This window comes from Ascidiaceihabitans donghaensis (genome assembly GCF_900302465.1).
Taxonomy (GTDB): Bacteria; Pseudomonadota; Alphaproteobacteria; order Rhodobacterales; family Rhodobacteraceae; genus Ascidiaceihabitans; species Ascidiaceihabitans donghaensis.
On record NZ_OMOR01000001.1, the window covers coordinates 1565224 to 1592094 of the forward strand.

Annotated in this window: 29 protein-coding genes; 15 read left to right on the forward strand and 14 right to left on the reverse strand. The window is 55.4% G+C overall.

The window, feature by feature from the left end; genetic code table 11:
• Nucleotides 1–76: 76 nt before the first annotated feature.
• The 6 genes from ASD8599_RS07815 to ASD8599_RS07840 all read right to left on the reverse strand — a co-directional run bounded on the left by ASD8599_RS07815 (nt 77) and on the right by ASD8599_RS07840 (nt 5860).
• The gene (locus tag ASD8599_RS07815; RefSeq protein WP_108828007.1) at nt 77–1360 is read right to left on the reverse strand and encodes a TRAP transporter large permease; all 1284 of its coding nucleotides are present in this window, start codon (nt 1358–1360) and stop codon (nt 77–79) included.
• Complete coding sequence (locus tag ASD8599_RS07820; RefSeq protein WP_108828008.1) at nt 1357–1905, reverse strand: TRAP transporter small permease subunit; 549 nt, start codon at nt 1903–1905, stop codon at nt 1357–1359. Before ASD8599_RS07820 ends, ASD8599_RS07815 begins: the two co-directional genes overlap by 4 nt.
• A 28-nt stretch (nt 1906–1933) precedes the next feature.
• The gene (locus tag ASD8599_RS07825; protein ID WP_108828009.1) at nt 1934–2965 is read right to left on the reverse strand and encodes a TRAP transporter substrate-binding protein; all 1032 of its coding nucleotides are present in this window, start codon (nt 2963–2965) and stop codon (nt 1934–1936) included.
• 62 nt (nt 2966–3027) lie between these two features.
• Nucleotides 3028–3852, reverse strand: coding sequence for a putative hydro-lyase (locus tag ASD8599_RS07830; protein ID WP_108828010.1), 825 nt, complete (start codon nt 3850–3852; stop codon nt 3028–3030).
• A gap of 83 nt (nt 3853–3935) precedes the next feature.
• Complete coding sequence (locus ASD8599_RS07835) at nt 3936–4814, reverse strand: LysR family transcriptional regulator (RefSeq protein WP_108828011.1); 879 nt, start codon at nt 4812–4814, stop codon at nt 3936–3938.
• 53 nt (nt 4815–4867) lie between these two features.
• On the reverse strand, nt 4868–5860 hold the full coding sequence (locus ASD8599_RS07840; protein WP_108828012.1) for a sterol desaturase family protein: 993 nt from the start codon (nt 5858–5860) through the stop codon (nt 4868–4870).
• 108 nt (nt 5861–5968) lie between these two features.
• Here ASD8599_RS07840 and ASD8599_RS07845 point away from each other — a divergent pair, with 108 nt between their 5' ends.
• The 3 genes from ASD8599_RS07845 to tig all read left to right on the forward strand — a co-directional run bounded on the left by ASD8599_RS07845 (nt 5969) and on the right by tig (nt 9862).
• A complete protein-coding gene (locus tag ASD8599_RS07845; protein ID WP_108828013.1) occupies nt 5969–6907 on the forward strand; it encodes a LysR family transcriptional regulator in 939 nt (312 codons plus the stop codon).
• A gap of 117 nt (nt 6908–7024) precedes the next feature.
• The gene (locus ASD8599_RS07850; RefSeq protein ID WP_108828014.1) at nt 7025–8410 is read left to right on the forward strand and encodes an NAD(P)-binding protein; all 1386 of its coding nucleotides are present in this window, start codon (nt 7025–7027) and stop codon (nt 8408–8410) included.
• 120 nt (nt 8411–8530) lie between these two features.
• Nucleotides 8531–9862, forward strand: a complete 1332-nt coding sequence (tig, locus tag ASD8599_RS07855; protein WP_108828015.1) for a trigger factor — start codon at nt 8531–8533, stop codon at nt 9860–9862.
• A gap of 117 nt (nt 9863–9979) precedes the next feature.
• Here tig and ASD8599_RS07860 read toward each other — a convergent pair whose 3' ends face one another.
• From ASD8599_RS07860 to ASD8599_RS07870, 3 genes are all read right to left on the reverse strand, one after another.
• Nucleotides 9980–10459, reverse strand: coding sequence for a transglycosylase SLT domain-containing protein (locus ASD8599_RS07860; RefSeq protein WP_108828016.1), 480 nt, complete (start codon nt 10457–10459; stop codon nt 9980–9982).
• Nucleotides 10460–10514: 55 nt separating this feature from the next.
• Nucleotides 10515–11192: an alternative oxidase gene (locus ASD8599_RS07865; RefSeq protein ID WP_108828017.1), complete on the reverse strand. Its 678-nt coding sequence runs from the start codon at nt 11190–11192 to the stop codon at nt 10515–10517.
• Nucleotides 11193–11302: 110 nt separating this feature from the next.
• On the reverse strand, nt 11303–13261 hold the full coding sequence (locus tag ASD8599_RS07870; RefSeq protein WP_108828018.1) for a bifunctional 2',3'-cyclic-nucleotide 2'-phosphodiesterase/3'-nucleotidase: 1959 nt from the start codon (nt 13259–13261) through the stop codon (nt 11303–11305).
• A gap of 202 nt (nt 13262–13463) precedes the next feature.
• On the opposite strand from ASD8599_RS07870, the gene ASD8599_RS07875 reads away from it, so the two are divergent.
• Entirely contained in the window at nt 13464–14606 is a 1143-nt protein-coding gene (locus tag ASD8599_RS07875; RefSeq protein WP_108830067.1) for a lytic murein transglycosylase, read from the forward strand.
• Nucleotides 14607–14730: 124 nt separating this feature from the next.
• Here the strand turns inward: ASD8599_RS07875 and ASD8599_RS07880 are convergent, their stop codons facing one another.
• A complete protein-coding gene (locus ASD8599_RS07880; protein ID WP_181364436.1) occupies nt 14731–15498 on the reverse strand; it encodes a substrate-binding periplasmic protein in 768 nt (255 codons plus the stop codon).
• A gap of 13 nt (nt 15499–15511) precedes the next feature.
• On the opposite strand from ASD8599_RS07880, the gene ASD8599_RS20135 reads away from it, so the two are divergent.
• Nucleotides 15512–15730: a hypothetical protein gene (locus tag ASD8599_RS20135; RefSeq protein WP_146188202.1), complete on the forward strand. Its 219-nt coding sequence runs from the start codon at nt 15512–15514 to the stop codon at nt 15728–15730.
• A gap of 1 nt (nt 15731) precedes the next feature.
• Here ASD8599_RS20135 and rplI read toward each other — a convergent pair whose 3' ends face one another.
• From rplI to rpsF, 3 genes are read right to left on the reverse strand one after another with little or no spacing between them, the layout of a single operon-like run.
• Nucleotides 15732–16373, reverse strand: coding sequence for a 50S ribosomal protein L9 (rplI, locus tag ASD8599_RS07885; protein WP_108828020.1), 642 nt, complete (start codon nt 16371–16373; stop codon nt 15732–15734).
• 12 nt (nt 16374–16385) lie between these two features.
• Nucleotides 16386–16613 carry a 30S ribosomal protein S18 gene (gene rpsR / locus ASD8599_RS07890; protein ID WP_005852865.1) on the reverse strand — a complete coding sequence of 76 codons (228 nt, stop codon included), beginning with the start codon at nt 16611–16613 and terminating at the stop codon, nt 16386–16388.
• Nucleotides 16614–16643: 30 nt separating this feature from the next.
• Nucleotides 16644–17006 (reverse strand): 30S ribosomal protein S6, encoded by a 363-nt coding sequence (gene rpsF, locus ASD8599_RS07895; RefSeq protein ID WP_108828021.1) that lies wholly within the window; start codon nt 17004–17006, stop codon nt 16644–16646.
• Nucleotides 17007–17282: 276 nt separating this feature from the next.
• On the opposite strand from rpsF, the gene ASD8599_RS07900 reads away from it, so the two are divergent.
• Entirely contained in the window at nt 17283–17789 is a 507-nt protein-coding gene (locus ASD8599_RS07900) for a hypothetical protein (RefSeq protein WP_108828022.1), read from the forward strand.
• 165 nt (nt 17790–17954) lie between these two features.
• The gene (locus ASD8599_RS07905) at nt 17955–18524 is read left to right on the forward strand and encodes a YceI family protein (protein WP_108828023.1); all 570 of its coding nucleotides are present in this window, start codon (nt 17955–17957) and stop codon (nt 18522–18524) included.
• Between the two features lie 211 nt (nt 18525–18735).
• Here ASD8599_RS07905 and ASD8599_RS07910 read toward each other — a convergent pair whose 3' ends face one another.
• Nucleotides 18736–19923 (reverse strand): cytochrome b/b6 domain-containing protein, encoded by a 1188-nt coding sequence (locus ASD8599_RS07910; RefSeq protein WP_108828024.1) that lies wholly within the window; start codon nt 19921–19923, stop codon nt 18736–18738.
• Nucleotides 19924–20080: 157 nt separating this feature from the next.
• On the opposite strand from ASD8599_RS07910, the gene fabD reads away from it, so the two are divergent.
• From fabD to mltG, 8 genes are all read left to right on the forward strand, one after another.
• The gene (gene fabD, locus ASD8599_RS07915) at nt 20081–21013 is read left to right on the forward strand and encodes an ACP S-malonyltransferase (RefSeq protein WP_108828025.1); all 933 of its coding nucleotides are present in this window, start codon (nt 20081–20083) and stop codon (nt 21011–21013) included.
• A gap of 2 nt (nt 21014–21015) precedes the next feature.
• Nucleotides 21016–21753, forward strand: coding sequence for a 3-oxoacyl-[acyl-carrier-protein] reductase (gene fabG / locus ASD8599_RS07920; protein ID WP_108828026.1), 738 nt, complete (start codon nt 21016–21018; stop codon nt 21751–21753).
• A 198-nt stretch (nt 21754–21951) separates the two neighbouring features.
• Entirely contained in the window at nt 21952–22185 is a 234-nt protein-coding gene (locus tag ASD8599_RS07925) for an acyl carrier protein (RefSeq protein ID WP_108828027.1), read from the forward strand.
• A gap of 129 nt (nt 22186–22314) precedes the next feature.
• Nucleotides 22315–23055 (forward strand): helix-turn-helix domain-containing protein, encoded by a 741-nt coding sequence (locus ASD8599_RS07930; protein ID WP_108828028.1) that lies wholly within the window; start codon nt 22315–22317, stop codon nt 23053–23055.
• Nucleotides 23056–23122: 67 nt separating this feature from the next.
• Entirely contained in the window at nt 23123–23503 is a 381-nt protein-coding gene (locus ASD8599_RS07935; protein ID WP_108828029.1) for a VOC family protein, read from the forward strand.
• Nucleotides 23504–23582: 79 nt separating this feature from the next.
• The gene (locus ASD8599_RS07940; protein WP_245925971.1) at nt 23583–24206 is read left to right on the forward strand and encodes a GNAT family N-acetyltransferase; all 624 of its coding nucleotides are present in this window, start codon (nt 23583–23585) and stop codon (nt 24204–24206) included.
• A 64-nt stretch (nt 24207–24270) separates the two neighbouring features.
• On the forward strand, nt 24271–25530 hold the full coding sequence (fabF, locus tag ASD8599_RS07945; RefSeq protein ID WP_108828030.1) for a beta-ketoacyl-ACP synthase II: 1260 nt from the start codon (nt 24271–24273) through the stop codon (nt 25528–25530).
• Complete coding sequence (gene mltG, locus ASD8599_RS07950; protein WP_108828031.1) at nt 25530–26687, forward strand: endolytic transglycosylase MltG; 1158 nt, start codon at nt 25530–25532, stop codon at nt 26685–26687. The genes fabF and mltG overlap by 1 nt, the downstream gene beginning before the upstream one ends.
• Nucleotides 26688–26871 lie beyond the last annotated feature (184 nt).

The following is a 26871-nucleotide window of genomic DNA, read 5'->3' on the forward strand; positions in this document are numbered from 1 at the left end:
CAAGTCCTTTGTGACAGGGCAGCCGTGCGGCATCCGCGCCAAAGACAGACGCAAATGCGGTGTGATGCGTGGTGGATTACTGCAGCGCGTTGGGTAGAAACAAAGCGATGCTTGGGAAGGCGATCAGCAGGAAGGCCATGGCCAGCATGGTCAGGCAATAGGGCAGCGCGCCCAACATCACCTCGTTCAGGCTGCCCGATTTCCGCGCCCCTTGCACCACGTAAAGGTTTAAACCAACAGGTGGAGTGATCAGCGCCATTTCAATAAGCACAATCATCAGGATGCCAAACCAGATCACATCATAGCCCTGGGCAATGACCAGCGGCACGATGATGGGAATGGTCACAACCATCAGCGACAGGGTTTCGATGAAAAAGCCCAAGACGATGTAAAGGACAACCACCACAAGGATGGTTTTTAAGGGCGTCAGACCAAGGCCCGTCATAAAGGCGGTCAATTCGCGGCCCAACCCGGCAGAGGCCAGCGTGAAGTTCAAAAACGATGCCCCGATAACGATCAGCATAATCATAGAGGTGATCTTGACCGTGCCTGTCAGGCTTTGGGTCAGCATCGTCCACGACACGCCACCAAAGGCGAGCGCAATGACAAAGGCCCCGGCGACGCCAACGGCTGCGGCTTCTGTCGGGGTGGCCCAGCCTGCGTAAATGGACCCTACGATCAACCCGAACAGGATCAGGATCGGGATCAGGTCAATCAAGGCCCGCAGCATTTTGGGGAAGGGAAATGTGCGGCGCACGCCCCCCAGATCGGGGCGGATCAGGCAGATGATGACGGTGACGGCCATAAAAGCCAAAGCCAGCGCAAGCCCCGGGATCAACCCCGCCAGAAACAACTGTGGAATAGAGGATTGCGTGAGGAAGCCGTAAACAATCAGATTGATCGACGGCGGGATCATGATCCCCAGCGTGCCCCCTGCGGCGATGGCACCGGAAAACAGCTTTGGGTCATAGCCCAGCTTTTCAGCCTGCGGCATGGCCACGGTGGCGACTGTTGCGGCGGTGGCCACCGAAGACCCCGAGGTGGCGGAAAACATCGTGGCGGTGGCAACGTTGGCGTGGACCAGCCCGCCGGGCAGCCAAGACACCCAACGATCAAGGGCGGCGTATGTGCGGGTGGCGACACCGCTGCGCACCAAAATCTCGCCCAAAAGCACAAAGAACGGGATGGCAATCAGCGTCGCGGAATTGGACGAGGACCAGACCATGTTGCCCAGCCCGCGTGTCAGCGGGAAACTGGAAAAGAAAGTGTCGATGCCAAAGCCCAGCAAAAACAAAACGATGCCGACAGGAATGGACAAGGCCAGCAGGCCCAAAAGGCCGACAGAGACGTAACCGATCATTGCAATGTCTCCACTTCGGCGAAGGCGCCTACGATGCTTTCGGTGTCGGCATAGCGGCGTTTGACGATCAGGCTTAGGGCGGCCAGCGTGGTCAGGGTCGAGACCACGGCGAACCACACCCAGCCTGCGAACCATGGCATCTGTACCCAGGCCAGCGGCGTTTCCAGCGGCGTGTTGGCACGCGATCCGTTGGTTAGGGACCGCTCCAGCACGGGCCAGGCTTTGATGGCGATGGTGATAATCACAGCCGAAGTGACGATCATGGAAAACAGATCGAACATGGCCCGTGTGAAGCTGCTGCCTCGGCTGCGCAACAAATCGATGCGCACGTGGCCCAGCTCCAACAGGGTGTAAGCCATGCCCCAAGACGTCGCGAGGGCCATAGCGTAGCCTGCGATTTCCTCGGTGCCGCCAAGGGACGTGCCGATCCGGCGCATGATGATGTCGGTCAGCACGAAAGCCGCACAGGCCAGCAGGCCAAAGCCCACCGCCAATGCCACCATGCGGTTCAGCTGCCGTAGCTTATGTATCATCGCCATTTCCATGATCTGCACACCCCCTGATTGTTGCGGCTTAGTTGATGGTCACGCCCACGGTTTTGCCCACGCTGTCGTTCCAGCGTTGCGCCCAATCGCCGCCGGCGCGTTCGGCCCAATCGGGCAGGACTTCACTGGTCAGGATGTCACGGGCACGGGCAAAATCAGCGTCGCTGACATCCACAAGCGTCATGGACCGTGCGTCCCCCGACGGGCAGTCGCCATTGCCGGTCAGACAGGCGATGTCATTGACCAATGCGTCTTGGGCGCTGTCCCATGCCGGCGTCTCGAAGCCGCTTTCGATCTGGTCCATGATCAAGGTTTGCGTGTCTGCATCAAGGCTGTTCCATTTGTCCATATTCATGGCCGTCACCACGGAATCCCAGCCCCCCAGTGGAATGGGCAACAGATGCGTGGACACTTCCCACCACCCGGCGCTGTAGCCTGATCCGGCCCCTGTCACCGCGCAATCCACAACGCCGTTTTGCAATGCGCCCGGCACCTCGGAGAAGGACACGTTCACGCCTTCGGCCCCAAGGGCTTCCAGCAGCTTGGCTGTCATACGGCCCGACGCGCGTACTTTCAGCCCCTCAAGGTCGCCCAGATTTGCGATCGCGTGGTTGCAGAATACGACTTGCGGCGGGTAGGGCGCGATGGCCAGCACCTGCGCATTGAAGCGATCGCGGTAGATGTCGGACACCATCGGGCGGGCAGCGTCCACCATGGCGCGTGCGTCATCTGCGCTCAGCGCCAAAAGCGGCACGTCCAACCCTTCCAGTTCGGGCGCGTCGGCCACGGCGTAATCCGCCACGGTCATCGCCACATCATAGACGCCCTGGCCCAGAAGCGGGTAGATGTCGCCCAGACCAAGGCTCATCTGGTTGTGGGTGGTCAGTTCAACCGTCAGTGCTCCGTTGGATGCTGCGGGCAGGGTTTCACCCCAGAACGGGGCTTCGTATTGTTTGTGTAAGGGCAGGCTGGACCAGCTGCCCACGACGGACAGGTTTTCGGCCATGACAGGGGCGGCAAGGGCTGTGCTTGCGACCAGAAAGGCAAAAGTTCTTTTCATTGTGGTGTCTCCTTGTTGGGGTGTTTTGTTTTGTTTTGTTTTGGTTTGTTTTGGGTTTGGGTTCAGTCGTGGTTCAGAATGGTGGTTTCGGCGTCCTCGGCCACATCGGCGATCAGCATGTGGCCGGGCGAATGGGTGATGCACACAGGCAGGCCCGCGTCCAAAAGTACATTTTGCGGGGTGACACCGCAGGCCCAGAACACCGGAATTTCGCCATCTTTGATGTCCACGGCGTCGCCCCAATCGGGCTGGCTCAGGTCTGTGATCCCAATGGCGTGCGGATCGCCGATGGCGATCGGTGCGCCATGGGCTTGGGGGAACTTTGCGCTGATGGCGCGGGCTTGGTCGATTTGGGCCAAGGGAATGGGCCGCATGGTCACAACCATCTGCCCGCCAAAGGGGCCTGCGGGCGACAGCGCGATAGAAGACCGGAACATCGGCACATTCTTGGCGTCCTCGATGTGGCGCACGGGGATGTTGTGCCGCAACAGCGCATTTTCAAATGTGAAGGAACACCCCAAAGCCACCGTGACCAGATCGTCGGCCCAGACGGGGGTGATGTCTGTCACTTCATCGCTCAGTGTGCCGTCGCGGAACACGCGGTACTTTGGCACATCGGTCCGGATGTCGATGTCTGCGCCCAACGTGGGCAACATCGGATTGCCCGTGTCGCCGACACCGACCAATGGGCAGGGTTTGGGATTGCGCTGGCAGAACCGCAAGAAATCCAAGGCATAGCGTTCGGGCAAGATGGCAAGGTTGCATTGCAGCTTGCCCGCCGCCAGACCGGCTGTGTGGCCGGAATAAGCGCCAGTGCGGATGGCGGCCCGCACGTCATGGGCCGTGGCGGAAACCAGATCTGAATAAGACACGAGCGGCGATGACATGATGGCGATCCTTGTGATGCCTTTCAAACATCACATGAGGCCGGAGTTTCGCGCAAATTATCATTTTTGATATATTGTGATAACTATTTTGGATGGGTCGCATCCCAGCCCTGCGCAACGCTGCACGCGATTTTCGCACTGTTTTCAACAAGAAAGCTGCGAGGTTCCGACAGGTAAGACGCTGTGAAGGCCAAGGGCTGCGGCTGATAGCCGGGATCAAATTCAACGATCTGTCCTGCCTCTAACAGTTCATTGGCCAAGGCGCGGGGGTATGGCCCCACGGCGATTCCCGCTGCAATCATCTTCAAACTGGCCGACAAAGACGCTGATGCATACACCCGCAACTTTGGTCCCACGCGCCGCGACAGTTCCGACATCAATTCGCGGTAGGGGCGCGTTTTGCTTGAATAGGAAATCACCGGAATTTTGCTTAAATCCGTCTCGGGGTTAGAGGTGCTGCGATACCAATGCAGATCAAAAGGCGGCAGGCCCACGTTTTCGACTGAAAATTCCGACACCGGCCCCATCAAAAGCGCCAGATCAAGGCGGCGTTCCAAAAGGGCGGCCCGTAGGTTGATCGAGATGTCCACGGTCAGATCCACGTTGACCCTTGGATAGTGTTCGCTGAATGCTTTCAGGAAATCGGGCAGCCAGGCTTGGGCAATGGTCTCGGAGGCGCCCACACGGAACAGCCCTTCCACTTCGGACGGGTTGGCCACGCGCTGTTTGATCTCTTCTTCCACAAACAGCATTTGTTCCGCGTAAGACAAAAGCAGCGTGCCTTGTTTGGTCAGCACCAATTCGCCGGGGCCGCGTTCAAACAGGGGCACGCGCAATTCTGCCTCAAGGTTGGAAATGCGTGTGGACACAGCAGGTTGTGACAGGTGCAAGCGTTCAGCCGCTTTGCGAAAGCCGCCCAAACGGGCGACCCATAGGAAAGTGCGGATTTGATCAAATGTCATGAGCCATTCATAGAATGGATCACAACACCTGCATATCCATAAAGAAAGCAAAGCTAGCCTGCGCCAAACTTCTTGCGGCGTTCCTTGATGCGGTCATTTGCGGCTTCTGTTCCGTCGTGGAAAGATCCAAACAGCTTGTCCCACGGTATTTCCAAAGACCCGTAGTTACATTCAAAATAGCGGTGATGCATTTGGTGGTGGAAGGTGCCAAGGTTCAGACGGTTTTTGTCTTTGACCACCAACCCCTCAAATCCGGTATGTGTTGTGGCTGCAGTCAGCGCGTAATATTGCAGGTGAAACAGGATATGTATGGGGTGTGCGGCAACAAGAAAATGCACCAGCACCGACCCCAGAAAGATCACATGTTCCACCGGATGCATCGACATCCCCGACCACGGGCCCACATTGATGTTTCGGTGATGCAGGGCGTGCACATGCTTGTACAAGAACGGCACATGCAAAAGGCGGTGTATCCAGTAGAAATAAAAACTTTCCCAGACAGGGATCAGCAAAAACAGGGCAATGAACCAGACGGGATGGGCAGCCCACGTCAGCATCGGCGCATACCCGTTGGCCAATGCCCAAAACATCAACACTTCGTAGGCCGTCCAGATCGTGACGCCACTGGCCAATGTCCAGAACATGTTGTCTCTGATTTGTCCCCCCAGCGTGAATTGTTTGCCGTTTTTCATCAAGGGTCGGGGGTCGTATTTCAAGCGTTGGCCTTGCTGGGTGAAAGTGTAGAAATACAAATGCAGCCCGCCCGCCACGACCGACATCAAAACCAGATTGCGGATATACATCCATAACACCCAATCAAAGGCCAAGACTTTCGATTGTTCGAGCGGAGGCTGGAACCAATAGAACGACACACAGGCCACCGCGACCAGAATAAGCTTTTCCGAGATCAGAAACCACGATCCCCACACCCATTGAACCATTTCTTTGGGACGCAAAGGCCATTGGAAAAACGGCGAGACGTTCAAAGGCGTCTCTGGGGTATGGTTCCAGCCTTTAAGCGGCGTGTGGGGTGGTGTGTCAGTCATTGGGCGGCTCTTACGCTAAAGATCATATCTATCTGCACTGTCGCAGGTTTACGAAACTGTGAAAAACAGTTTTAATCGCGCTATAAGCGCTGAAAATCCGAGGAAGATATGTCCCTGTCGCTCAAAGCCATGACGTATTTCACCACTGCTTTGCGCTATGGGAACATCGCCAAAGCCGCGGCAGACCTGAATATTGCGGCCTCTGCTGTGTCCAGTGCCATTGATCAGGTTGAAGCTGCGTTTGATCTGACTTTGGTCACTCGCCAGCGGTCGCGCGGAATACAGGCCACAGCCAGCGGACGCACAGTTGCCCAAAAAATCGAACGCCTTTTGGAAGACTACCGCGCAGTTATGGTGCAAGGCGATGACCTCAAACACGCGGTACAAGGCACGTTGCGTATTGGTTATTATGCCCCGATTGCACCGGCCTTTCTGCCTGAAATTCTAACGGCGTGTTTGCCCGAAGATGGACATGTGCAGCTGCATCTGGATGAATGTGATAACGACAGTGCACAACAAGGTCTGCTGGACGGCACATATGATGCCATTTTGTTTGTCTGTGACGCCGCACGGCCTGCGATTGCCTATGATCCACTGATCACGGCACCTGCATATTGCGTGTTGCCCAAGGGGCATGTTCTGGCGCAGCAAGATACGGTGACGATGGCACAGATTGCACAGCATCCGTTGGTTGTGCTGAACCGCCCCATGGCGTCCGGTTATTATCACGGACTGCTTGAACGCCAACCGACAGCGCCCACAATTGCGGCCTATGCCAATTCAACCGAAATGCTGCGCAGTCTCGTGGGCCGCGGGCATGGGGTGGCGATTTTAAATATGCAGCCGCGTATCGGTTCAACATATGGCGCAGATGAAGTTGTCGGACGCCCCATCGCCGATGCGTTGCCCCCTTTGACCTTGGCAGTTGGATACGAAAAAGACCGCCCGCGTCGGTTGGTGCAGGTATTCGTGGATGCGTGTGTGGCCTATTTTGCAAATCCGGCCAACGCCGATTGCACCTGTGTGTTTGCAGGCGAACAGGAATGACCCGCATTTCCCGGTGATCGCTTGGAAATGGCCTTGTGACGTTGCGCCATAGAGCAAGGCTTGCGTTGTTTTTGGGCGGCCTCGGGGTAAGCTAAGCGGCAACAAGGGGGCACTGCAATGAACACTTTCGAGACGGATTATCTGGTTGTCGGGGCAGGGGCCACAGCCCTTAGCTTTGTCGATAGCCTATTGGATCAAACCGACGCGCGTATCACCATCGTGGACAAACGCGACACACCCGGAGGCCATTGGAACGACGCCTATCCCTTTGTACGTCTGCACCAGCCATCATCCTACTACGGCGTGGCTTCGACCCCCATGGGAAAAGAGCGCATCGACACAGTGGGCCTGAATGCGGGTTTTGAGGAATTGGCGTCTGGCCCGGAAATCCTTTCGTACTTCCATGCCATCATGCGCGACCGCTTTTTGCCGTCCGGTCGGGTGCGCTTTTTGCCGCTGACGGAGTATCTGGAAGATGGTGCGCTGCGGCATGTTCTGACAGACGCACGCACGCAGATCACGTACAAGCGTTTGGTCGATGCGCGGATTTGCGAAAACGGCATTCCGCTGACGCATGTGCGCAAGTTCGATGTGGAAGATGGGGTGGTCTGTATTCCACCCAACGATGTGCCGCGCCGTGCCAAAGACCATCGACATTTCACAATCCTTGGGGCCGGAAAAACAGCGATGGATACCGCCGTTTGGTTGCTTGGTCATGGTGTGGATGCGGGACAAATCCGCTGGGTTATGCCGCGCGACCCTTGGGTGATCAACCGCGCGTTTTCGCAGCCCTCCGGCGCGTTTTACAAACACGTCATGAAAGGAACCGCGCAACAAATGGCTGCAGCCCGTGACGCAAAGACCATAGATGAACTGGCGCTGGGCATGGAAGCGGCAGGTCTTTGGATGCGATTTGATCCCGATGTGATGCCGCAAATCATGCACGGGCCAACTTTGTCACAAGCCGAATTCGAATTGCTGCGCGGCATCAAAGATATCGTGCGCCTGGGCCATGTGACGGCAATCGAGCCGGGGAAAATGACATTGAAAGGTGGCGTGTTGGATGCACCTGACAGCCTTTATGTGGATTGCACCGCACGGGCTTTGGGGCACACTGACACGTGGCCCATTTTTACCGAAGAACGGATTGGCTTGCAGATGATACGGCTGTTCCAGCCAATGTTTTCAGCGGCCTTGCTTGCGAAAATCGAATCTTTGCCTTTGGACAACAAAGCCAAGAATGCACTGGCGGCCCCTGTGCCTATGACAGACGACGTCAGAAGCTGGCTGAGGTCGCAAATTGCGACATCCATGAACCAGTTTGCCTGGGGGCAGGTGCCAGAACTCAAAGAATGGATCAACCAAAGCCGGCTGGACGGGTTCGGGCGGCCATCACGGGAAGTGGACCGCAATGACCCGCAGGTGAAAGCGCTTTATGATCAAGTGCGTGCTGTGGCGATGCCTGCCTTTGCAAACATGCAGAAACTGGTGGCATCGGGCTAAGACGGCCCGCTTGCGGACATTCCACGCAAATGCGCCCTTGCAAGCGGCCTTGATGGCACATAGAAGGGCGCAAATTTTCTGCACGCGCCCTTCGGGGTGCCTTAATCCTATGGAGCACACATGCAGGTCACCGAGACGCTGAACGAAGGTCTGAAACGCGGCTATGCCATCACCGTCACTGCGGCTGAATTGGACGCCAAAGTGAACGAAAAGCTGGTTGAAGCGCAGCCAGAAGTCGAAATGAAGGGCTTTCGCAAAGGCAAAGTCCCTATGGCTTTGCTGAAGAAGCAATTTGGCGAACGCGTTTTGGGCGAAGCGATGCAAGAAGCTGTCGACGGCGCAATGAACGAGCACTTCGAATCCACAGGCGACCGCCCTGCGATGCAGCCTGACGTCAAAATGACCAACGAAGACTGGAAAGCCGGCGACGACGTCAACGTCGAAATGGCGTACGAAAAGCTGCCAGAAATTCCAGAAGTCGACATGTCCGGCATCAAGCTGGAAAAAATGGTCGTCAAAGCGGATGACGACGCAGTTGCAGAAGCGCTGGGCAACTTGGCCGAGACAGCACAAGATTTCAAAGCCCGCAAGAAAGGCTCCAAAGCCAAAGACGGCGACCAGGTCACATTTGATTTCTTGGGCAAAGTTGACGGCGAAGCCTTTGAAGGTGGTGCGGCCGAAGATTACCCGCTGGTTTTGGGTTCAGGTTCTTTCATTCCCGGCTTCGAAGAGCAGCTGGTTGGCGTGAAAGCGGACGAAGAAAAAGACGTCACAGTCTCTTTCCCTGACGACTATCAGGCAGAGCACTTGGCCGGCAAAGAGGCCGTGTTCGAATGCAAAATCAAAGAGGTCAAAGAACCCGTTGCTGCCGAAGTGAACGATGAATTGGCCACGAAGTTTGGCGCTGAAGATCTGGACGGTCTGAAAGCACAAATCTCCGAGCGTCTGGAAGCGGAATACACCGGTGCGGCCCGCGCTGTTATGAAACGCGGTCTTCTTGACCAGCTGGACGGTTTGGTCAGCTTTGAGCTGCCCCCTTCACTGGTTGACGCCGAAGCGGGCCAGATTGCGCACCAGCTGTGGCATGAAGACAACCCTGAAGTCGAAGGCCATGATCACCCCGAGATTGAAACCACCGATGAGCACAAGAAACTGGCCGAACGCCGCGTCCGTCTGGGTCTGTTGTTGGCTGAACTGGGCCAGAAAGCCGAAGTCACAGTGACAGATGCTGAAATGACCCAAGCGATCATGGCGCAGGCGCGTCAGTATCCAGGTCAGGAACGTCAGTTCTTTGAATTCATTCAGCAAAACCAGCAGATGCAGCAACAATTGCGTGCACCTTTGTTTGAAGACAAAGTTGTCGATCACATTGTTGAAAGCGCGACTGTGACGGAAAAAGAAGTGTCCAAAGAAGACCTTCAAAAAGCAGTGGAATCTCTTGAAGAAGAGTAAGCTCTAATAAGACATGATTGTAAAAGCCGCTCCTGAATGGGGGCGGCTTTTTACGTTAAGGGGAAGCGGAATTTTTGCAAAATTCCGGGCCGGATTGTTTCAAACAATCCGGTGCGTTCATCCCGGCCGTAGACCGGTTTCGACCAACAGACCTCGGCGTTTGGCTTCGTAATAATACCCCCGTGCGTACCAGCCAATTGCGGTGGCTTCGTTCCCGTCAGACAACAACCAAGCCCCGCGCAGATACTTTCCGGCGTATTCCAAGTTGACGTCTGCATCCAAAAGCTGCGCAGGCGGTCCGCGGTGACCCATTGTGCGGGCCGTTTCGGGAAGAATTTGCAAAAGCCCCCAATAGGGCCCGTTGCGGGCAGACGGTCTATGTGTGCTTTCGCGGATTGCCAGCTTGTGCACCAAACTACGCGGAATGGCATAGTGGTCCGCCCAGTGGTTGATCTGAGATCGAAGCTGCGGCGTTTCGTTTGGGTGCAGCGGCGGTTCTGATGCCGCTGTGGGGGCAGGGGCGCTGCTCCCACAGCCAGTCAAAGCCATGCAAAGCGGGGCAATAAGACATATGCGACGCGACAGTATGTGTTCCATACCGCATCTGAGCAAATGGACCACGCCGACACAATGTGGCGCGGCCCAATAGGCGTTATGCCGCCAGTTCGTCAGCCATCTCATGATTGCGGTCACGGTGGCCTGCTTCATCAGCACGAACCACCAAGATTACATCCCGCAGCCGCGCATCAGGTTCCAACTTCCAATACTCAATCGCCAACTCGGGTGCGGGAACGTTTGCGACACGTCCCGCATCCAGTTCTTCCAAATATTGCGTGTAGCTGATGACGGCCTCTTCTTCGAGATAGGCGACAACGCGGTGGGCAACCCGCGGTGCAAAGAGATACAGCAAGAAATACAGGTTGAAGAACACACCTTGGCCCAAAAGGATCAAAAGGCGTTCCATTTTGCTGGGTTCCGCGATTTTGATGAATGTCATCAAATGCATACGCTCATTTTCTGCTTCGTCCAACAGCTCGCGGATCCAGCCCTGATCATCACGAATACGGCGGATCGCTTTCAGGTGCTGCAACATGCCACCGACCATTCCCGGCACGGCGGCCACAGTTTCCAGAACAACCGCACGGTGCCCGTACCGTTTCGCAAAAAAACGGTCTGCAAAGATGCGCATGGTCTTCACGACACGTAAGGCAATGCGGTCGCGCAGATCTTTGGGTTCGGTGTGGTGGACAAGCGCATCATCGTCGCGGCTGATCTCTGGATCGTCCAGTTTCGGGTCTTGGGTTGGATCGGTATTTGTGGTGTCGAGCATTGTACCCTCCTATTTCAGTAAGGATTTATGCCGTGCTGCGGAATGGGCAAGATATTGCGTCAATTTGCCCATTCCGATCTGCCCATTCCGCTTTGGTTGTGGATGTCGACCTACAGCTGGATGCGGAACCGTGCAAAGCCGTCGGGCCCGTCCCCGGCAGGGGCCAGATCTACGCCTTTCACATCGTCAACGTACTGCAAGGCATTTGGTCCTGTATCGAACAAGACCGTTGCACCCTCCAAAGCTTTGAAGCGCCAATTGGCATCTGCCTTTGGACTGATTGTGCCTTGTTCCACGATGTAGCGCACAATTACGTCGCGGTTGGTGTCGGGCCCCTCGAATATGATTGTGTCACCCAAAGCACTGGGGAATGCACCGCCGCCCGATGCCCGGTAATTGTTTGTCGCAATGACAAACCTTTGTTCAGGATCAATGGGTTGTCCGTTAAATATCAAGTTGACGATCCGGTTTGCATTTGCATCAACCAACACGCCCTTGGCATCAAATTTTGACGGTTGGGACAAGTCGATTTCATAGCTGACGCCGTCGATGACATCAAAATTGTAGGACGGGAAACTTGGGTTCAGCAAAATCTGATCGGCTTTGCCGGGTTCCACCAAATTGAACATCCCCGCAGAGCGTTCCAGCCAGTCCTTGACCTGTGCCCCGGTGACCAGAACCGCGCGTGCGGTGTTGGGGTAGAGATACAGGTCAGACACGTTTTTGATAGCGACATCGCCCTTTGGCACATCTGTGTAGTAGTCCGGCCCGCCGCGGCCCCCCGCTTTGAATGGTGCTGCCGCAGACAAGATGGGCAGGTTTTCGTATTCCGTTCCTTTCAGCATTTCGCCAATGTACCAGGTTTGCGCAATGGACACGATTTGCACCGATGGGTCATCCGCGACCAACGCAAAATAACTGTGCAACGGCGCATCCGTTTTGCCTACGGCACGGCGCACATAGGCCAGTGTTGCATCGTGTTCCTCTTGCACGGCATCCAGAACGCCGGCGTCGCTATCGACCAAAGCTGTTATCGAGCGGTCCTCGTTGCGTTTGGAAATGGGGCGGGCCTCGGACGCGGACCCTGCGATGCGCCACGTGCCGCCATCGCGTTCCAGCATAAGGTCGATCAATCCCAAGTGGCTGCCCCAGAACCCGCCCATCGTCGCCGGTTTGCCGTGAATGGTGCCTTTGTCGGCATCGACGGCCGCGTAGTCTTTGTACGTGGCGGAAGGGAACACGAGGTGGCTGTGCCCAGTCAGGATCGCGTCGATCCCGTCAATGGCGGCCAGTGGAACCGATGCGTTTTCCATACCATCGCTTTCTTGTGCCGACCCGATCCCCGAATGCGACAGTGCGATGATAATATCAGCCCCCCGTTCCTTCATTTCCGGCACATAGGCGCGGGCGGTTTGTACAATGTCGCGGGTTTGCACGCGGCCTTCAAGATGGCGGCGATCCCAGTTCATGATTTGTGGCGGTACAAATCCAATAAGCCCTATTTTCAGAGTATGGGTCTGCCCGGAGCCGTCGGTGATCTGTTTGTCCATCAACACATAGGGCTTGATCAATGTGGTGTCATTTGTCGGTGTGCTGCCCATGTCTTTGACAACATTGGCACTGACCACCGGAAAGTCCGCGCCGGCTAAAGATTTCATCAAGAAATCAAGCCCGTAGTTGAATTCATGGTTGCCCAATGTCGATGCGTCAAAGCCGAGTGTGTTCATGGCTGTGATAACAGGATGTGTGTCGCCGTCTTTCATGCCACGCTCATAAACGATGTAATCGCCCATGGGATTGCCCTGCAGAAAGTCTCCGTTGTCCAACAGCAGCGTGTTGGTGGCTTCTGCGCGTATGTTGTTGATGATTGACGCAGTGCGGGCCAAGCCGACAGTGTCGCGGGGTTTGTCGGCATAGTAGTCGTAGGGGAACACATGCACATGCAAATCCGTGGTCTCCATAAGACGCAAATGGGCCTGGTTGGATGCGGCATGCACCGAAAATGGATGTATGGCCAAAACACTGGCAGAACTTGCGATGAAAGACCGGCGGGTTATTTGAAGAGGCATCGGACATCCTTTTGGTTGATTGTGGCAAGGCACAACCAACGTACACCGTGTTTGTAACGCAGGTGTGTCGATTGCGCGTATAACGGGAAAGGTGGCAGCCCGAATGCCACGCCGTCAAGCGGGTTCTTGCGCATCGGTTGCTTGCAGCTTGGTGCGGTTTGGGTAAGCTGCAAGAAAAAGAGCAAAAGAAATGGATTGGGCAATGGGCATTACACGACGGAATTTCACCGCGGGCTTGGTAGGCTTCGGGCTTGCAGGTTGCACAACAGGTGGGGGCGGTGTGGCAGCACCCGCACGCGCCAGTGGGTTGCCAGCCGATCTGCGCCCAAGCTTCAATGCAGGCTATGACACTTGGGTCGCCAATTTCAAAAAACGCGCAAGTGGAAGCGGTATCTCGGATGCGACCCTGCGCGCGGGGTTTCGCGGGGCTGGATATCTGCCCGGCGTTGTTAAACGTGACCGCAACCAAGTGGAATTCAAGCGGACCCTGGAAGACTACCTTTCCATTGCGGCCTCTGATGAACGGGTTGCAAAAGGCCGCGCTGCATTTGCGCGTCACCGTGCGACGTTAAATGCACTGGAAAGCCAGTACGGTGTAGATGCAGAGATTATTTGCGCCATCTGGGGGCTTGAAAGCTTCTTTGGAGAGCGGCGCGGGGACGTGCCTGTCATTTCTGCAACCTCCACTTTGGCATACGATGGACGCCGCGGGGCTTTCTTTGAAAAGCAATTGGTGGCTGCGTTGAAGATTATCCAAAATGGTGACATCCCAGCGTCCAAAATGACAGGCAGCTGGGCCGGGGCGATGGGCCACACGCAGTTTATTCCCACATCTTATCAGGCCTTTGCGGTGGATTTCACAGGCGATGGGCGGCGCGATATCTGGTCCGAGGATCCAACAGACGCTTTGGCATCAACCGCTGCATATTTAAAGCGCAATGGCTGGACACGTGGCACGCGATGGGGCGGAGAGCTGGGCAATGGTGCGCCTGCCGGATCCACGTTACAGCCTCAGAAGGGCGGGCCTAAGTTTTCTGTCACATCCAATTTCCGCGTCATCAAACGCTACAACAACTCGGACAGCTATGCGATCGGAGTGGGCCATTTGGCGGACAGGATCGGTGGGGCAGGGCCGCTAAAAGGTAAGTTCCCGCCAGACGCCAACGGATTGACCAAAGACGACCGCGTGGCCTTGCAGCGCAAGCTGACAGCAAACGGCTTTGATACAGGCGGTGCTGACGGCGTTTTAGGGCCCAAAAGTAAAGCGGCAATTAGTGCCTATCAGAAGGCCAAAGGGCTACCAGTGACAGGTGAACCTTCTGTGGCTTTGTTGCGATCCCTTTAAGACGTTTCAAATTTAGCGGGAATCTTCTGTGATCAATCTGTGCCTTCTCGCGAAAGGGGAACAGGTAAAAATGTGATAGAGGTTTAACGCGAAACGCGATCAGCGCCATCGCAGTGCGACACGCTTAGAAGTATTTCGCGATCAGCGCGTCAATGGTGCCATCGGCGTGCATGGTCTCGATTTCTTGACGATAAAGGGCCGCCGCTTCTTGAGAAAACTCAGGATTTGCCACCAAAAACAGGGGCAGGCTTGAGACGGCTTCACCAAATACAATCACGTCCCCTGCGCCTTCTTCGCGTTGAATGGATCGTCCAGCCCAATCTGTCTGGAACCATGCCTGCACGCGCCCTGATTGCAGCATTTGAAAGCTGGCTGTGGGGGTTGAGACATAGATGATGTTGGTAAAGCCGTTTTCTTGCAGAACAAGGGCAGAGGCAGAACCTTCTTCCACGACGACACTGTCCAGACGACGGGCATCTTCAAAGCTGTTCACCGGCGCGCCCATGGTCATGAATTGCATATTCTGTTCAAAGATTTGCGCGACCCAAGTGTAGCTGTCTTCGCGTTCCTTTGTGCGGAACAGGGCAGGGACCATAGCGTTTGAGTGTTCGGAGACGCTATAGAGCAGGCGTTTGAAGGGAAAAAACTCTACGGAAAGGTCGCGATCCAGCCGCTTGGCTGCTGTTGTGACGATTTCGATGGCCATGCCGGGGCTGTCGGGGGAGTTTTCGATTACAAGCGGCGGGTAGTGCGCAGCAAAGGCCCGATCCTGTGCAAGGACAGTGATTTGCGCTTTTACCGGGGCCGCTAAGGTCAATAAACCAATGGTGAACAAAGCCATAACCGCGCTGAACCGCGCTTTCGTATTCTGAAAAAAACTGATTTCGCGCACTTTTGTTTCCTTGATGGCACGTGAACTCATCACGCCAACGATAGAGATTGTTAACACAGTCTACTTTCAGGCCAAATTGTATTTTGTAGGGTATGTGGCGCATAAACGCTCAAAACACTATGTGCTGCAGTCTTTCGCGCCCTCCAACACACCGTACCGAATGCAAAAAGACCGCAGCGTGAACTGCGGTCTTTTTAAGATCGTTGGCCTGCCCGAAGGCGTGGGCGTTTGACTTAGCTTGCAGGTGTCTCTTCGGACCCTTCGTCGTCGCCCGCAGGGGCCACGCCAGCGGATTCCGCCAGATCATCGTCTTCTGCCGCAGCAGCGCCGATGTCTTCGAACAGTTCCTGAATTTCAAACTCTGCAGCGGCTTCTTCTTCAGCGGCCAGTTCCTGAATGGATTTGCCAGACGCTTGAAGTTCTGCTTCTTCGGTTGAACGTGCGACGTTCAATTCGATTGTTGCAGTGACTTCGGGGTGAAGAACAACGGACACGTCGTGGACGCCCAGGTATTTGATCGGTGCGATCAGAACAACCTGTTTGCGGTGCACTGTGAAGCCTTCTTCGGTTGCAGCTTCAGCGGCGTCACGTGTTGTGACCGATCCGTAAAGTGCGCCCGCATCGGAAGCAGAGCGAATCACGATGAACTGCTGTCCGTCGAGTTTGCCTGCCAATGCTTCGGCTTCTTGTTTGGTTTCGAGGTTCTGCGCTTCAAGCTGAACTTTGCGGGCCTCAAAGTCTGCGATGTTCTGCTTGGATGCAGACAAAGCTTTTTTCTGAGGCAGCAAATAGTTGCGTGCGTAGCCTGCTTTGACGTCGACGACGTCGCCCATTTGACCAAGCTTGGCCACACGTTCCAGAAGGATAACTTGCATATCAGGTTCTCCTTATTTCACGGCATAGGGCAGCAGGGCGAGGAAGCGGGCGCGTTTGATGGCACGGGCCAGTTCACGCTGCTTTTTCGCAGATACTGCGGTGATACGGGAAGGCACGATCTTGCCACGCTCAGAGATGTAGCGTTGCAGAAGGCGAGTGTCTTTGTAGTCGATCGCTGGTGCGTTGTCGCCAGAGAACGGGCAGACTTTGCGGCGACGGAAAAATGGTTTTGCAGCCATGGGTTACGTCCTTTTCCTAAAGCGTGGGGATCAACGGCGTTCGCGGCGTTCGCCACGGTCGCTGCGCTCATCGCGTTTTTGCATTTGCACGGAAGGCAGCTCTTTGTGAGCGTCCACTTTGATGGTCAGCACGCGCATCACATCGTCATGCAAGCGCATAAGGCGCTCCATTTCCTGCACGGCGGATGCCGGTGCATCGGACAGCATAAAGGCGTAGTGCCCTTTGCGGTTTTTGTTGATTTTGTAGGCCATCGTTTTGACGCCCCAGTATTCGGATCCGGTCATGGACCCGCCGTTGTCGGACAATACTGTACCAAAATGTTCGATCAGGCCTTCGGCTTGTGTGTTGGACAAGTCCTGGCGTGCGATCATGACATGCTCATATAGCGGCATGTGTGCTCCACTTATATCAAGGCGCATTTCAAAGTCGGACCCTATTTTCCCTTGCGGGTCCAACACGAGAGGCTGCGCGGTTCAAGAAACGTTGCAAAGGAAGTGTGCCGTATACACTGTTTTTATTGTGGCGCAAGGCGGCGCGTGGCGGGGGAAGACCATTTTCGATCCGACCGCAATGGCCCTGCCTTTGCATTGCCCATGCTCTGCCCCATTCTTGTCGTTTTGTTAACCATAAGTAAGCCCTAACGGCAGAACGCCATTGGGAGAAAACAGATGACAGCCACAACAGATTTCATCACAGACACAGCCACCGCAGCGCACGCGGCACCACAATCCGCGCCTGCACAAACCCTTGACGGCAGCCGCTTGATGGTACGCGGCAGCCAAAGCCTTTTGGGTGCTGCGTTGATGTTGTCTGCAGCGGGCCTTTGGATTGCACCGGGGTCTGATTGGTCGGCTGATTTGTTGTTGATCAAGCTGGTGATCTCTTTGGTGATTGGATTTAGCGGTCTGGCATTGTTGCAGCAGGGCAAGACCCCGCGTGCCCCTGAAGTTGAAATTGATACAGTACGCCGCGAAGTACGCCTTGTGCGCCGCACATTACATGGCGACGAACTGGTGTCGCGCACCAAATTCGAAAACCTCAACCGCGCAGAAATGAATGGCGCCCATATGATTTTATGGGGTGCGCAGGATGAAATGCTGGCGGAAGTTGCGATGACAGATCCAAGCGTTCGCCGATCTTTGGTGTCCGGCCTGTCTGCGGCAGGTAAATTGTAAGGGCCTGAATCCGGCGCTCCAATCGTAATAACACCTCAGGGCCGTGCTTTATGCGCGGCTTTGGCTGTTCATTTCCGCGCACGACATGTTGATCGCTGCGGGATTGCCGTTTGTGTGATTTGCTACACATGTAGGGAACACACACTTTACTTTGGAGGTTCCCTTATGAAATCGCTTCTTCTTGCCGCTGCTCTCACAACTGCCGCAGGCGTCGCCGCCGCTGCCGACAAATACGTGCTGGACGCAAGTCACAGCCAAGTCATCTTCGATTACAACCACCTTGGTTTTTCGACAACTTACGGCATGTTTTCCGGTTTTGAAGGCGAAATCATGTTTGACGCGGACAACGCTGCCAATTCATCCGTCAACGTCGCGATGCCCGTCATGAGCATGTTCACAGGCTGGGAAAAGCGCGAAGGCCACTTCATGTCCGGCGATTTTTTTGGCGCGTCTGAAGGCGATATGATCACCTTCAATTCAACGGCCATCGAAGTCACAGGCGAGAACACAGCGTTGATCACCGGTGATTTGACCATGAACGACGTTACAAAATCTGTCGTTCTGGATGCCGTTTTGAACAAGACCGGAACACATCCAATGGCTAACAAAGACTGGGCCGGTTTCGACGCGACAGTGACGTTGACGCGGTCCGACTTTGGTCTGGGCGCTTTCGCACCAGCCGTGAGTGATGATGTGAACGTACGCATTTCGATTGAGGCGATGAAGGCAGGCTAAGTCGCCCGACCCATCCGATCTCAATAAAAAGGCCGCCTGAAAAATTCAGGCGGCCTTTTTTGTGTCTGTCGCATTTTGGTAGGGGGCGATTGCAATGGCCAGCGATCCAATTGTCGCGCTGACGCGCGGTGCGATGTTTTCAGATCGCCCTTTTCAGGACGATCTGGTGGCCCCTCCGGGGAGGAGGTTTATTTGGCAAGGTGAACAGGGGTCAGTTTTGCCGTGCTGTCAGTTCCACCTTAACCTTGACGTTGAACAACAAGCTGCTTTCGTCGGCCATGTTGTCCCCTATGCCGAAGTCCTGTCGGTTCAATTCGATTTGTCCGTTCACTGTTGCCAAACCGTCGTCGATTGACAGGTTGAACGGCATTTCGACCGGTACCGTTTTGTCCCTTATTGTCAAAGTACCCGTCGCCAGATGTCCATCTACGATGCGTTCCAGGTCTGCTTGGAAAATTGCCGTTGGAAACGTCGTCGCATCAAAAAAATCGTGTCCCATGGCCTGATCTGTTACAGATCCCAGCGTAAGTGATGGAACTGCGATTGTCACCGTTGTGGTGCCTTTGGCGGTGGCAGGATCGTAGTCGATGTCTGCAGTCCAATCTGCAAATTTCCCTTCAACCACATTGCCGAACTGCGTGATTTCAATTGCAACTGTGCCGGTTTCCACGGTCCAGTCGGATTCGACCTGTTCCAGCGCCACTTGCGCAATTGCATCCCCGTGTTTGGCAAAGACACCGATACTGGATCCTATAGCAATGGCGATCCCCCATGCCGCCACAGCTGTCACAAAGGGTAGGCCGTGTTTGTGTGTGCCAGTTGCGTCCGGGGTGTGTGTTGTCCCAAACCACATCCGTTTTAGCGTTGCGTCCTTGTCCACAAAGTGGTGCTTTAAGGCGCCCGCGACATGCAAGATCAACGCGGCCGCAAGCACCCGCTCAAACACGATATGCAGCCCTGCAAAGAGCGCGGCTGTGTCTTCGGATTTCGCAACCAATGGCAAGTTTTGCCCAAACGGCCACCAGATCGGCGCGAACCCCGTGGTAGACGCATGGTGTATCCATCCTGACAGCGGCACCAACAAAAGCGAGCCATAGAGCAGCCAATGCACGGTTTCCGCCAGCCAGCTTTCGGCTTTGCGGTCGGGATGCAATCCGGCGGGTTTGGTTTGTGTCACGGCCCAAGCGATCCGCGCCAAAGCCACAAAAAACACTGTGACCCCGAGCGTTTTATGCAAAGAAAAAAGCCATGCCTTTTGCGCAAGCTGCTCTGACGTTTCATATGGAAGTTTATTGGCAATAATGCCCAAGGGGATCAGCGTCAGGATCAGTAAAGCTGTCAGCCAGTGGAACGTTTTGGTGACACTTCCGTAGTGATGGGCTGAATTTGTCCGCGACATCTGGCGATCCTTTGTGTTGCTTGCATTGTGTAACACCTCAGATGTAGCTGTTATTCATCTAAACGTAAGTCGCATTTTTGCACAGGCTCTGAGCAGGGTTGCCCAGCGTGCCTCTTTGTGGCTACACCCCTTTCAACACCATGATGGGGATTTTTACATGACAACCGCATTTGTATTTCCGGGCCAAGGGGCGCAAACCATTGGCATGGGGAAGGATCTGGCAGAGGCTTATCCTGCGGCTAGGGCTGTCTTTCAAGAAGTTGATGATGCACTTGGTGAAAACCTGTCGCAGCTTATTTGGGACGGTGATCAGGACACGTTGACGCTGACCCAAAACGCGCAACCCGCTTTGATGGCAACGTCTTTGGCGGCCATGCGTGCGTTGGAAGCTGAAGGATTGACTTTGGATCGGGCCGCTTTTGTTGCGGGCCATTCGCTGGGTGAGTATTCGGCGTTGGCTGCTGCCGGTGCGATTTCAGTGGCCGACACGGCGCGTTTGTTGCGCACGCGTGGTCAAGCGATGCAGCAGGCCGTTCCGGTCGGTGTGGGCGCTATGGCCGCTTTGCTGGGGCTGGACTTTGAGGCAGCGACTGCCGTGGCATCGGAGGCCGCAGGCGATGAGGTGTGTCAGGCCGCCAACGACAATGACCCTGGGCAGGTGGTGATTTCTGGTCACAAGGCCGCTGTTGAACGCGCCATCGAGATTGCAAAAACCAAAGGTGCAAAGCGTGCGGTTCTGCTGCCTGTGTCCGCACCGTTCCATTGCGCTTTGATGGAGCCTGCGGCCCGCGTCATGGAAGCGGCCTTGGCCGAGGTCACTGTGTCTGATCCGGCTGTGCCTTTGGTGGCGAATGTGCAAGCGCAGGCTGTGACATCGGCAGATGCCATTCGCGGGCTGTTGGTGGAACAGGTCACAGGATCGGTACGCTGGCGCGAAAGCGTCGCTTGGATGGGCGCACAAGGCGTTACAGACATATGGGAAATCGGCGCGGGCAAAGCCTTGTCTGGCATGATCCGCCGCATCGACCGCAGTATTGCAACCCGCGCCATCGGCACAGCCGCTGATGTTGTTGCGGCCAAGGAGGTTTGAGAATGTTTGATCTAACAGGAAAAAATGCGCTTGTGACGGGCGCATCCGGTGGCATTGGCGCGGATATTGCGCGGCAGCTGCATGGGGCGGGGGCCACCGTTGGACTGTCTGGCACGCGGGTAGAACCGCTGGAGACACTGGCGGCCGAGCTGGGCGAACGTGCCCATGTTTTGCCTTGCAACCTAAGCGATATGGCCGCCGTTGACGCGTTGCCCAAGCAAGCCGCAGAGGCCATGGGGTCGGTTGATATTTTGGTCAACAACGCCGGCATCACGCGCGATAACTTGTTTATGCGCATGTCTGACGACGAATGGTCCAGCGTTTTGGCTGTGAACCTGACCGCCACGATGAAGCTGTGCAAGGGTGTGATGCGTGGCATGATGAAAGCCCGCTGGGGCCGTATTGTGAATATTTCATCCGTTGTGGGTGCCACCGGAAACCCAGGCCAAGCCAACTATGCGGCCTCTAAGGCGGGTATGGTCGGCATGACCAAGTCACTGGCATATGAGGTCGCAAGTCGGGGAATCACGGTAAATGCTGTGGCACCGGGCTTTATTGCGACAGCGATGACCGACAAGCTGACGGATGACCAAAAGGCCGGTATTCTTGGGCAAATCCCCGCCGGTCGCATGGGGGATCCCGCCGAAATTGCCAGCGCTGTCATGTACTTGGCCAGCCCCGAGGCAGGTTATATCACGGGGACGACCTTGCACGTGAACGGTGGCATGGCCATGTTGTAGGCCGTGACGCCAAATCATTTGCCATATGCGTGGACTATGCTATAGGCGGCGCAGAATTGACCTTGAAGCATAAGCCGAAGGGTCGGCCTTTCCAAGTGGATGGGCCTGAACCGTCCCACACTCGGGGCAAGAGGGTTCCCGCACTTGGGGCCAACACCTACAGGGTCACTTCCGACCCTTAAGATGAGGAATATTGAGATGAGCGACATCGCAGACCGCGTGAAAAAGATCGTTGTAGAGCACTTGGGCGTTGAAGAATCCAAAGTTGTTGAAGGCGCGTCCTTCATCGACGATCTGGGCGCAGACAGCCTGGACACAGTTGAGCTGGTTATGGCGTTCGAAGAAGAGTTCGGCATCGAAATCCCAGACGACGCGGCAGAAACAATCCAAAGCTTCGGCGACGCGGTTGGTTTCATCACGAAAGCGTCCTGATCCCAACCGGATCCAGCCCTGACATTCTAAACGGCGTCCCTTTTTTCGGGGCGCCGTTTTTTGTTTGTACCGCTGTTTCGCGCTATTTTCTCGCGCGGTGGCCAGACGCACTTAGGTGGACCTGCAAAAATGTATGACCCAAAAGGCAACGGCAAAGAAAAATCCATAGATGCGGTGCAGTTCACTGAACTGGAACCGCCAGAGCATCTGCGCGGCATCGTGCACCGGTTTTTGGAATTGAACACCAACGGTCGTTTGAATGAAGACTACCGGTTTCACGCGCTGCCCGATGCCTGCACCTACATTGTGTTTGACCAATTGGACAAACGCATCGCAGGCGTGTCCAAGCTGCGTGCAGAATCAGAAGAATTCAATCTGGGCCGCCAGTTCCATTTTGTGAACATTCGCTTTTTGCCCGGTGTCTGGCAGCCCAGCCTTGATCAAGTGGCCTATGGCATGGTCGAAGACGCCTACACTGGCGCTTTGCCGTTGCTTGAGCTCAACAAGACCCTTACCGGGGAGGCGTTGCCGAAACATATCCCAAGCTTGAGTGATTTGGTTGACGGCCTTGTCCGAGATGGCATCGTGAAACGCAATCTGGTGACGGAAAAGATTTTTCAGCATCTGGATGATTTGCACAACGTGGCTGATATGGCAGACGCCGCAAACCTGTCGCCGCGACAACTGCAGCGCACACTCAAACGCACCACAGGCTTTTCACCCCATGATTTCCTGAAAGTGCTGCGGCTCCAGATGTCATTGAATGGCAATGACACGTGGTCATATGCCGATCAGTCCCATTTCATCCATTCATTTCGCCGCGCCACCGGATACACCCCCGGAAAATACGCAAAAAAATATGATGTCTGAAATCTACAATACGGGCAGGCGAGGGGCGCGTAATAAAGTCTCATAACGACAGATCAAGGAGACGGTTATGAGCAAAATGAACGCAGTTGGATGGTTCGACATTTACGTGAACGACCTGGAGCGGGCCACCGCCTTTTATGAAGCTGTTCTGGACACCAAGCTGGAACAGATGGGCGATCCCACTGGCGAAAGCCAAATGATGAGCTTTCCCGCCGATGTGGCCGCATACGGAGCTGGAGGCGCATTGACCAAAGCCCCACATGCTGGGCCCGGTGTGGGCGGCACAGTCGTGTACTTCTCGGTTGAAGATTGCGCCATCAACGAAGCCCGTGTTGTTGAGGCTGGAGGTGTTGTGGCCCGGTCCAAATTTTCTATCGGCGATTTTGGATGGATTGTTTTGATCATGGACACCGAAGGCAACATGTTCGGTTTGAATTCGCTGAAATAAGTTTGTTCACCAGTGATCCGGTAAAGAGTGCGGGCAGTCCATCGGGCTGTCCGTTTTTATGATTTGCATGTGCAAGAACATGCTGATCCCGCCCGTCTTGCCCAAAGTCGTGTTGCATCATGCCTGCGTTCGGGCTTCAGTGATCCAAAACAGGCAGATCATGATTTCACGCGCTATCCCGACTATAAACACATCCCGTCTTACCCTACGTGCCCTTGGCCCGCAGGATTTTTCGCGGTTTGCCGAAATCTGGACGATGCAGGATGTGGTGCGCTACATCGGTGGAGCGTCACGCAGCAAAGCTGCATCCTGGGGTGCATTTTTGCGAAATGCAGGCCAATGGCAAATCACCGGTTTTGGTCAATGGGGCATTGAAGAACGTGGAACAAAGCGGTTGATCGGGCAGGTGGGTTTCTTTCACGGGTGCCGGGAATTGGGTGAAGATTTTGACGTTGGCCCAGAGGCAGGCTGGATTTTGACCCCGGATGTGCATGGCCAAGGGTACGGAATGGAAGCCACCAGTGCCGCCCATGAATGGTTTGACCGTGTCATTACCGGTCCGTTGGTGTGCCAGTTGGCGCCTGAAAACCAAGCGTCCGCACAGCTTTCGGCCCATTTGGGCTATGTGCCACTGCGTTTGACCACATTTGAAGGTCATCCTTCGCAGTTGATGATCCGCCAGAAGCCTCCGCAACCCAAATGAGCCCACTTGAACAGGGGGCCATCCACTTGATATGGGGGGGCATTGAATACGTGAGGGGCATAGGATGCGTAGAGTAGTTGTAACAGGCTTGGGCCTGGTCACACCGTTGGCGGATGGCGTTGAAGCAAGCTGGAGCCGCATTCTGGACGGCCAGTCCGGTGCAGGCCCGATTACCGGCTTTGACACGGAAGGTTTGGCGACAACATACGCCTGCGAAGTGCCTTTGGGTGACGGCAGCGATGGCACGTTCAACGCCGACACGTACATGGCCCCCAAGGAACAGCGCAAAGTCGATACGTTCATCCGCTTTGGTCTGGCCGCCGCTCAGCAGGCGGTTGAAGACGCAGGTTGGACCCCGGAAGACAATGAGAGCCGTGAACGCACGGGCGTTTTGATCGGCTCCGGTATTGGTGGTTTGAATTCTATCGCCAACACTGCTGTCATGATGGAAGAAAAAGGCCCACGCCGTGTCAGCCCGTTCTTTGTGCCGGGTGCTTTGATCAACCTGATTTCCGGTCAGGTTTCGATCAAATACGGCTTCAAGGGCCCCAACCATTCGGTTGTGACGGCCTGTTCTACTGGCGCGCATGCCATTGGTGATGCGTCCCGTCTGATCATGTTTGGCGACGCCGACGTGATGGTTGCAGGTGGCGCCGAGGCTGCGATTTGCAAGATTGGCATTGCCGGTTTCAACGCCTGCAAGGCGCTGAGCACCAAGGGCGCGGATGATCCCAAGAAAGCATCGCGCCCTTATGACGCAGATCGCGATGGCTTTGTTATGGGCGAGGGCGCAGGCATCGTTGTGCTGGAAGAATATGAACACGCCAAGGCCCGTGGCGCAAAGATCTACGCCGAGGTTCTGGGCTATGGCCTGTCCGGTGACGCCTATCACATCACTGCCCCATCTGAGGATGGCGAAGGCGGTGAGCGGTCCATGCGTGCCGCGTTGCGCAATGCGGGGCTGGAACCCAAAGATGTCGATTACATCAACGCCCACGGCACGTCCACGATGGCGGATACCATCGAATTGGGTGCGGTTGAGCGTATGATGGGCGATCATGCGTCCAAGGTTACGATGTCATCTACCAAATCCGCTACAGGTCACCTTCTGGGTGCGGCTGGTGCGATCGAAGGCATCTTTTCGATCCTCGCCATTCGCGATCAGGTTTGCCCCCCGACCATCAACCTTGATAACCCGGCTGTTGAGACAAAGATCGATTTGGCCCCCAATAAGAAGGTTGAGCGCGAAGTCAAAGTGGCCTTGTCCAATTCCTTTGGCTTTGGTGGCACAAACGCTTCCGTATTGTTTGGGAAAGTTGACTGATGTGGCGACATATCGCGTCTAATGGCGTGACCTTTTTGATTGTGGCTTTGTTTATGCTTGGGGGGATCATCCTTTGGGGCAAGCAAAGCTATCAGGCGGCAGGCCCGCTGTCGGAGGCGATATGTGTGCAGGTGGACCGTGGGTCCAACATGCGCCGCGTCAGTAAAAACCTGGAAGAGCAGGGCGCGGTCAGCAGCGGCACATTGTTTCGTGTGGGCGCGGATTATTCCGACAAATCGTCCCAGTTGAAGGCTGGCAGCTATCTGGTTGAACCGGGCGCTTCCATGCAAGAGATCGTGGATGTGGTCACACGCGGTGGTGCCAGCACATGCGGCACGGAAATCGTCTACCGCATTGGCGTGAACCGCCTGAGTATTCAAGTTCGTGAACTGGACCCATCCGACAACCGTTACGTTGAAAAAGCCCAGTTCAATCCCGCTGTGGACGAAATCCCTGCGCTGTACACGGAAACAAAAGCGGATTCCGACACCCGTTTCCGCATCGCTTTTGCGGAAGGTGTCACAAGCTGGCAGGTTGTTGATAGCCTCAAGGGAATGGATGTTCTGAAGGGGGAGGTGCCAGAGGTGCCCTCCGAGGGGGCTTTGGCCCCTGACAGCTACGAGGTGAAGCCCGGCGACAACCGTTTGGCAGTTTTGACCCGGATGGAGCAGGCCCAAAAGAAGCGCATCGCGGATGCATGGGCTGCGCGTCGGGACGATGTACCTTTGAAAAGCCCCGAAGAGTTGCTGGTCCTTGCGTCGATCATCGAAAAAGAAACCGGTGTTGCGCGCGAACGCGGTCAGGTGGCAAGTGTCTTCGTCAACCGCCTGAACCAAGGCATGAAACTGCAAACGGACCCGACTGTGATTTACGGCATAACCAAAGGCGAAGGCGTTTTGGGCCGTGGTCTGCGCCGGTCCGAACTGCGTGCCGAAACCCCGTGGAACACCTATGTGATCCCCGCATTGCCGCCAACGCCTATCGCCAATCCGGGCCTTGCCAGCTTGATGGCTGCGGGTAACCCTGAAAACACCGACTACATCTTCTTTGTGGCCGATGGCACTGGTGGTCATGCCTTTGCTGTCACCTTGGATGAGCACAACCGCAACGTTGCCAAGTGGCGTGTGATTGAGGCGGAGCGTGCAGCTGACAATTGATGGCGTGCTTGATTTGTTAAGGGAAAGTTAATTCAGCGTTCGCTTAACGCTTTGATATTGAACGCATTTACCTTGACTTTGCGAACGGTCAAATGTATAACTTGGTGCAAGCTAGAAGAAGTGGCTAAACGGCCGTCGGGGTGACCTGACTGCCGTTTTTTCGTTTCTCTCGTGCGGGTAAACT